Below are 6,808 nucleotides of genomic sequence, written 5' to 3' on the forward strand. Positions count from 1 at the left end.
TGGGTGGATACGCAACATCCCCGCCCGGGGCCACGATGGCGTCGGCGGGCTTGGCGAAGAAGAACGGCGGATCGCGGTCCTCGCCCCCCATCTCCTTGCGGTGCGCCCAGTAGTTGCGCCCTACACAGAGGATGCGACGGACCGGAAACGCCGCCTCGCCTTCCACGGGCACGGTGACGACGGTAGGCGGATCGAACAGATATGCGCTCATGGCCGCTCGCTTACGCCGGACCCGCGCTCAAGTGAAGCCCGTCAGCGCACCACCAGCGACACGCCGCGCGCCCGGGGATCGGAGGCCGCCCTGGGCGTGCGACCGACCACCTGGATCGCCTCGATGTCACCGTTGTAGCCCTGGTCCTCGAAGCGGTAGCCCCGCGCCGCCAAAGCCGCCTTCAGCCTGGGCGGGAAGGCCGCATAGGGCTCGGAGAAGATCGTGTTTTCCGGCAACAGCTGGTGATGGAAACGCAACGCCGCCAGCGCCCCCGGCAGCGGCAGGTTGAAATCGTAAACGTCAGCCAGGACCTGGAACACCGAGGTGAAGATCCGCGACCCGCCGGGCGTGCCGATCACCATGGCGACCCGCCCGTCCCGCGTCAGAATCGTCGGCGTCATCGACGACAGGGGCCTCTTGCCGGGCGCGATGGCGTTGGCGGCGCCGCCCACCACCCCGAACTGGTTGGGCGCGCCGGGCTTGACGGAGAAATCATCCATCTCGTCGTTCAGCAGAAACCCCGCGCCCTCGACCACCACGCCGGCTCCGAACGACCCGTTCAGCGTATAGGTGTTGGACACCGCATTGCCCCAGCGGTCGACCACCGAGAAGTGGGTGGTCTGCGGTTTCTCCAGGCCGGCCTTCACCGCCGCCAGCGCCGAGGGCTTCACCGGATCCACCTCGCGCGCGCGCCGCGCCATATAGGCGGGGTCGGTCAGCGCCGCGACCGGGACCGTCCAGAAGTCCGGATCGCCCAGGTACTCGGCCCGGTCGGCGAACACCCGCTTCTCGATCTCGGCGACCAGGTGAATATACTGCGGGGTGTTCAGGCCGACGCCGGCAAACAGCGCCGCGTCATCGGCCTTCATCGCCAGCAGTTGCAGCAGCGCGATGCCGCCGGAGCTGGGCGGCGGGGCGGTGATCACGTGGAAGCCGCGCCAGTCGCCCTCCACCGGCGCGCGCCAGGCCACCTTGTAGCCGGCCAGGTCCGCGCGGCTGATCAGGCCCTTGGCCGGTCCCCGGTCCATCTGGGCGACGATCAGGTCCGCCGTGCGGCCCTCGTAGAAGTCTTTCGCGCCGGCCTTGGCGATGCGTTGCAAGGTTGCGGCCAGCTCCGGCTGGCGGAACCTCCACCCGGCCACGAGTCCCGCGAAGTCGCGGTCGAAGTTGGTCCCGGCGAAGGCCGCCTGCGCCGCGGTCCGTTCCTTGGCGCCGCCCGGCGTCACCACAAAGCCGTCCCGCGCCAGCCGGATCGCCGGCGCCATGTCCCGCGCCCAGGCGAGCCTGCCGAAACGGGCGTGCGCCGCCTCCAGGCCGCGCACCGTGCCGGGCACGCCGGCGGCCAGCGGTCCCACGAGGCTCAGCGCGACGATCGGATCGCCCTTGGCGTCCAGGTACATGCCGGCGCTGGCCCGGGCGGGCGCGGTCTCCCGGTAGTCGAGGAAATAGGGCTTGCCGTCGACCAGCAGAGTCATGAACCCGCCGCCGCCGAGGTTGCCCGCTTCCGGGTAGGTGACCGCCAGCACGAAGGCGGTGGCGACCGCGGCGTCCACCGCATTGCCCCCGGCCTTCAGCACCTCGCGCGCGGCCATCGCCCCATACCGGTCCGGCGAGGCCACCGCCCCGGCGTCCAGCCCGCGCGGCCCCATGGCGGCGGCCGACTCGGCGGCCGATCCGACGGCCAGCGCCAGCGAAACGGCGGCGGCGAACAGGGTCTTCAACAGGCGCAAGGGCAAAGCTCCATCATCCGTCCCCCGACCTACGCAACTCAGCCTGAGACTGACAAGACACGATCAGCTCGCGGCGAAGATCGCGTCAAACCAATCCCCGATCCTGTCACCCCGGCCCTGCGGCCGGGATGGCGGGAAAATCCCGCGCCTGTTGACCCAGGTTCGGCGCCCAGCGACGCTGATCCCCCTGGCTTTCGCGGCGATCGCCAAGGGGGCGGTCGCCTATTCCAACGGCGGCATCAGCAGATCCCGCGCGGCTCGCGCGTCCTTCATCACCTGGGCGGTCATGGTCTCCAGGCCGTCGAACTTCAGCTCGGGTCGCAGAAAGGCGATCAGGTCGGTTTCGATGACCTGGTCATAGATGTCTTCGTCGAAGTCGAAGAGCCAGACCTCCAGCAGCGGGATGCGCACGCCTTCGATGGTCGGATTGACGCCGATGTTGGCGACGCCGGGCACGTGGCGGCCGTCGGGCAGGCGGGTGCGCGTGGCATAGACCCCGAACCGCGGGATCACATAGTCGGTGAGCGCCACATTGGCGGTGGGAAAGCCCAGGGTGCGGCCGAGCTGTCGGCCGCGCTGCACGGCGCCCTCGATGGCGAAGGGCCGGCCGAGGATGGCGGCCGCGTCGCCGGGCCGGCCGTCGCGCAGGGCTTCGCGAACATGAGTCGAGGAGAACTTCTCGCCGGCCCCGTCCTCCACCGCCTCGGCCACGGAGACGCCGAAGCCCAGTTCAGCGCCGTAGGCGCGCATCGTCTCCGGACTGCCGGTGCGGTCCTTGCCGAAGGAGTTGTCGAAGCCCACGGCCACGTGGCGCGCGCCAAGGCCCCGGTGCAGAACGCTGGCGGCGAAGTCCCGGTCGGTCATGTTGGCGAGCTCGGCGTCCCAAGGCAGGACGTAGAGGATATCGACGCCCATGGCCTCCAGCGCGCGCGCCTGCTGGTCAGGCTGCATCAGCCGGAAGGCCGGTTCGCCGGGGCGAAAGTAGACGCGCGGATGCGGGTCGAAGGTGATCACGCCCAGCGGCGCGCCGAGCTCGCCGGCGGCCCGGGCGGCCAGGGCGATGACCCGTTGGTGGCCACGATGCACCCCGTCGAAACTGCCCATGGCCAGCGCCGCGCCCCGGTCGCCGGGCGACAGGTCCTTCCAGCCGCGGATGACGCGCAGCCGCCTCATGCGCCGGCCGCGCCGCCCCGCCGCGGGACCATGATCAGCGCCTCGCCCTCGACCACGGTCTTGCCCGCGACCAGACAGACGGTGTCGAAGGTGGCGTGACCCTTGTCCGCATCCAGGGCCTTGACGGTCACCCGCGCGGTCACCTGGTCGCCGATCTTCACCGGCCGGCGAAAACGCAGCGACTGCGACAGATAGATCGCGCCGGGCCCCGGCAACCGGTTGCCGATCACCGCGGAGATATAGGCCGCCGCCAGCATACCGTGGGCGATCCGCCCGTCGAAGGGAGTGGTCCTGGCGTAAGCCTCGTCCAGATGCACCGGATTGACGTCGCCGGAGACCGCGGCGAAGGCCTCGATGTCGGCGGCGCCGACCACCTGGCTGGTCTCGGCGCTCTGGCCCAGGCTCAGCTCGTCGAAATAGAGACCCTGCATCGATCGCTCCCCTTAGCCCCAGCCGCTCCACTTAGCCAGGAACGCGGCAAGTCACCAGACCAGGTCGGCCATGGCCCAGGTGGCGGTGAGGCCGTCCTGGCGCAGCAGGTCGGCCACGGCCGCGGTATTGAGGCCGTCCGGGCCGATCGTCTCCGCGCCATGGATGCCGCTGGCGATGAACAGCACGTCCAGCCCCCGCGCATTGGCCCCGCGCACATCGGTGGGCAGGCCGTCGCCGATGCAGAGCACGCGGGCGGCGTCGAGCGGACCGGCCAGGCGCCGGGCGGCCTCAGCCAAGGCCAGCTCATAGATCGCCGGATAGGGCTTGCCGGCCATGGTCACCCGCCCGCCCAGGCTGGCGTAGAGTTGGGCGAGCGCGCCGCCGCAATAGATCAGCTGCTCGCCGCGCTGGACGACGATGTCGGGGTTGGCGCAGATCATCTCAAGGTCGCGTTCGATGCAGGCGAGGAACCGCTCGCGATAGTCGCCGGGCTCGTCGGCTTCGTCGTCATAGGGGCCGGTGACGGAGATGAAGGCGGCAGCCTCCAGGTCGGCGAAGGTGAGCTCCAGGCCCTCGTAGAGCGCATCGTCGCGGTCGGGCCCGATCTTCCAGGCGGGGCCAGGCGCGCGCGCCGCCAGCAACAGCCGCGTGGCGTCGCCCGAGGTCACCACCCGCGACCAGGCGTCGCGCGGCACGCCCAGGCCGTCCAGCTGCTCGATCACGGGGCCGCAGGGGCGCGGCGCGTTGGAAATCAGGATCACCGGCCCGCGTTCGGCCTTGAACCGGGCCAGCGCCGCGCAGGCCGCCGGGAAGCTCTCGCGACCGTTGTGGATCACCCCCCAGACGTCGCACAGCAGCACGTCGTAACGGCTGGAAAGCTGGGAAAGGCCGGCGGCCGACTGGGGAGCGGTCATCGCCGGGCGGTAGCGGTGCGGCCCGGCGCGGTCAATGTGGCTTGGAGCCCAGCCGCGAAGTCTAGGGTCGCGACCCAACAGCCCTCCCTCCTTTGATCGTCATCGCCCGACTTGTTCGGGCGACCCAGGATCTCGGCGTCGCGCGTGCGAAGATGGCGCCGCTACCAATCCTAGGATGGCGACCCGGTGATCATAGGTGACCCGGACAAGCCGGACCATGACGACCTATGATTATAATATCAATGAGTTGTGTGAATTTCGTCTAGCCGTAGGCCGCGCGGCGCGGGAACTGCGGTCGCAGCACGGGCGGCGGCGGGCCGGCTTCGCTGAGCACCGCTTCCTTGATCGCCCGAGGCTCGCCGAACAGATGGCCCTGGCCCAGGTCGATGTTGAGCTCAAGGATATCGACCACCTGGCGTTCGCTCTCGACCTTCTCGGCGATCACGCTGACGCCGTAGCGCCGCGTCAGCGTGGTGAAATCCTCGGCGGCGAGGTCCGGGAGCGAGCGCAGGACCAGCCGGCCGTCGCGCTCGGTCAGCTCCTCCAGCAACAGCTGGGCGCCCACCTTGATGAACTTCACGTCGGAGCGCGAAAGGTCCTGCAGGTCGATATCGAGGTCGACCAGCTTGTCGAGACTGAAGCGGAAGCCGAGGTCGGCGAGCTTGCCCATGTTGCGCGCCTCGACCGAGCCGCGCGCGTCGAACGCCTGCTGGCCGATCTCGAAGATCAAGGCGCCGGCCAGGTCCTTATTCACGGTCAGCAGCTCCAGGAACTGGGGGAAGAAGCTCTCGTCGGCCAGGCTGGCCATGGAGACGTTGCAGAAGATGCCGATCTTGCGGTCCTGCCTGGCCAGCCGGCGCACGATCTGCACGCAGCGGAACAGGAGCAGGTTGTCGATGGCGGTGACCAGGCCGCCGGGCTCGGCGACGCTGAGATATTCCGCCGGCATCAGCACCCGGCCGCTCTCGTCGCGCAGCCGCGAGAAGCTCTCATAGAACTGGGTCTTGCGCTGCGGCAGGCCGACGATCGGCTGCAGGAAGAGGTCGACGCGGTTCTCGGCGAGGGCTTCGCGCACGGTCTCCAGCAGGGCCGGCGTCTGGCCGGGGTCGCCGCCCAGGCGGACTGGGAAGGCCGGTTCGTCGCCCTGATCGTCGAGCCGGCGGCGCATCCGATCGACCAGGTCCTCGAGCATGTGGACCTCGTCGACCAGCGCCTCGGACCGCTGGGCGTCGTCGGCGACGGTGTCGAAGATCTCGCTGACCCGGGCGTCCAGCGCCTCCACCTGACTGAGCAGGATCGCGTGCGCCTCGCGCACGGCCTCGACGTCGCTCCGGATCGCGCCGGTTTCCAGCGCGCGTTCGATCAGGCCGTGGAAGGCGAAGCACAGCCCCAGTCCGCCCACCAGGGCGGCTACGCCCGCGCCCCACCCGCCACCGTTGCGCCACAGGGTCAGCGAAACGATCAACGAGAGGCACAGATAGGTTGCGCAGAGCAGCGCGAGCGTCAGCCGTCGCATGGTCCCGCCATCCGAATCACCCGGCCAGTATCCGCCGCGCCCGCGCTTCAAGTCGAATGATTAACGTCCGCCGGCGTCGAGCGTCTCGCGCGGCCTGCCACACCACCATCCGGGACGCGACCCTTCGACATGCGTGTCACCTCCCCGTTGGGCGAAGGCGATCACAGGCCGGAGGGGCGAACAGGCTAAAATGCGTTCTCGCCGGTGATCGCGCGCCCCAGGATCAGGGCGTGGACGTCGTGGGCGCCTTCATAGGTGTTGACCGTCTCCAGGTTCGCCGCGTGCCGCATCACATGGTACTCGCCGGAGATGCCGTTGCCGCCGTGGATGTCGCGGGCCTCGCGCGCGATGGCCAGCGCCTTGCCGCAGTTGTTGCGCTTCATCAGGCTGATGGCCTCGGGAACCCAGGCGCCCTGGTCGATCAGCCGGCCGAGCGCCAGCGCGCCCTCGAAGCCCAGCGCGATCTCGGTCTGCATGTCGGCGAGCTTCTTCTGGACCAGCTGGCGGGCGGCCAGTGGCTTGCCGAACACCTTGCGGGTCTGGGTATATTCCCTTGAGGCATGCAGGCAGAACTCGGCGGCGCCCATGGCCCCCCAGGCGATGCCGTAGCGGGCCTTGTTCAGGCAGGAGAACGGGCCGCGCAGCCCCGAGACGTTTGGCAGCATCAGGTCTTCCGGCACGAACACATCGGCGAGCGCGATCTCGCCGGTCACCGAGGCCCTGAGCGAGAGCTTGTTCATGATCTTCGGCGTCGTCAGTCCCTCGGACCCGCGGTCCACCAGGAAGCCCCGGATCACGCCCTCCAGCTTCGCCCACACCAGGCAGACGTCGG

The 6,808-nt window shown here is 69.6% G+C and carries 7 protein-coding genes; all 7 read right to left on the bottom strand.

What is annotated here, in order from left to right:
* Positions 1–211: fumarylacetoacetate hydrolase family protein (locus RMN86_RS13085; RefSeq protein ID WP_309606289.1), on the bottom strand; the 211-nt coding region annotated here is incomplete at its 3' end.
* A 41-nt stretch (positions 212–252) separates the two neighbouring features.
* Complete coding sequence (gene ggt / locus RMN86_RS13090) at positions 253–1,941, bottom strand: gamma-glutamyltransferase (protein ID WP_309606290.1); 1,689 nt, start codon at positions 1,939–1,941, stop codon at positions 253–255.
* Between the two features lie 222 nt (positions 1,942–2,163).
* Complete coding sequence (locus RMN86_RS13095) at positions 2,164–3,114, bottom strand: bifunctional riboflavin kinase/FAD synthetase (RefSeq protein ID WP_309606291.1); 951 nt, start codon at positions 3,112–3,114, stop codon at positions 2,164–2,166.
* Positions 3,111–3,545 carry a MaoC family dehydratase gene (locus RMN86_RS13100; protein WP_309606292.1) on the bottom strand — a complete coding sequence of 145 codons (435 nt, stop codon included), beginning with the start codon at positions 3,543–3,545 and terminating at the stop codon, positions 3,111–3,113. The genes RMN86_RS13095 and RMN86_RS13100 overlap by 4 nt, the downstream gene beginning before the upstream one ends.
* A gap of 51 nt (positions 3,546–3,596) precedes the next feature.
* On the bottom strand, positions 3,597–4,460 hold the full coding sequence (locus RMN86_RS13105) for a TIGR01459 family HAD-type hydrolase (protein ID WP_309606293.1): 864 nt from the start codon (positions 4,458–4,460) through the stop codon (positions 3,597–3,599).
* 262 nt (positions 4,461–4,722) lie between these two features.
* Positions 4,723–5,976 carry an EAL domain-containing protein gene (locus RMN86_RS13110; protein WP_309606294.1) on the bottom strand — a complete coding sequence of 418 codons (1,254 nt, stop codon included), beginning with the start codon at positions 5,974–5,976 and terminating at the stop codon, positions 4,723–4,725.
* A 185-nt stretch (positions 5,977–6,161) separates the two neighbouring features.
* Positions 6,162–6,808 (bottom strand): acyl-CoA dehydrogenase family protein (locus RMN86_RS13115; protein WP_309606295.1); only part of this gene is annotated, 647 nt, incomplete at its 5' end.

This window comes from Phenylobacterium sp. (genome assembly GCF_031360265.1).
GTDB lineage: Bacteria > Pseudomonadota > Alphaproteobacteria > Caulobacterales > Caulobacteraceae > Phenylobacterium.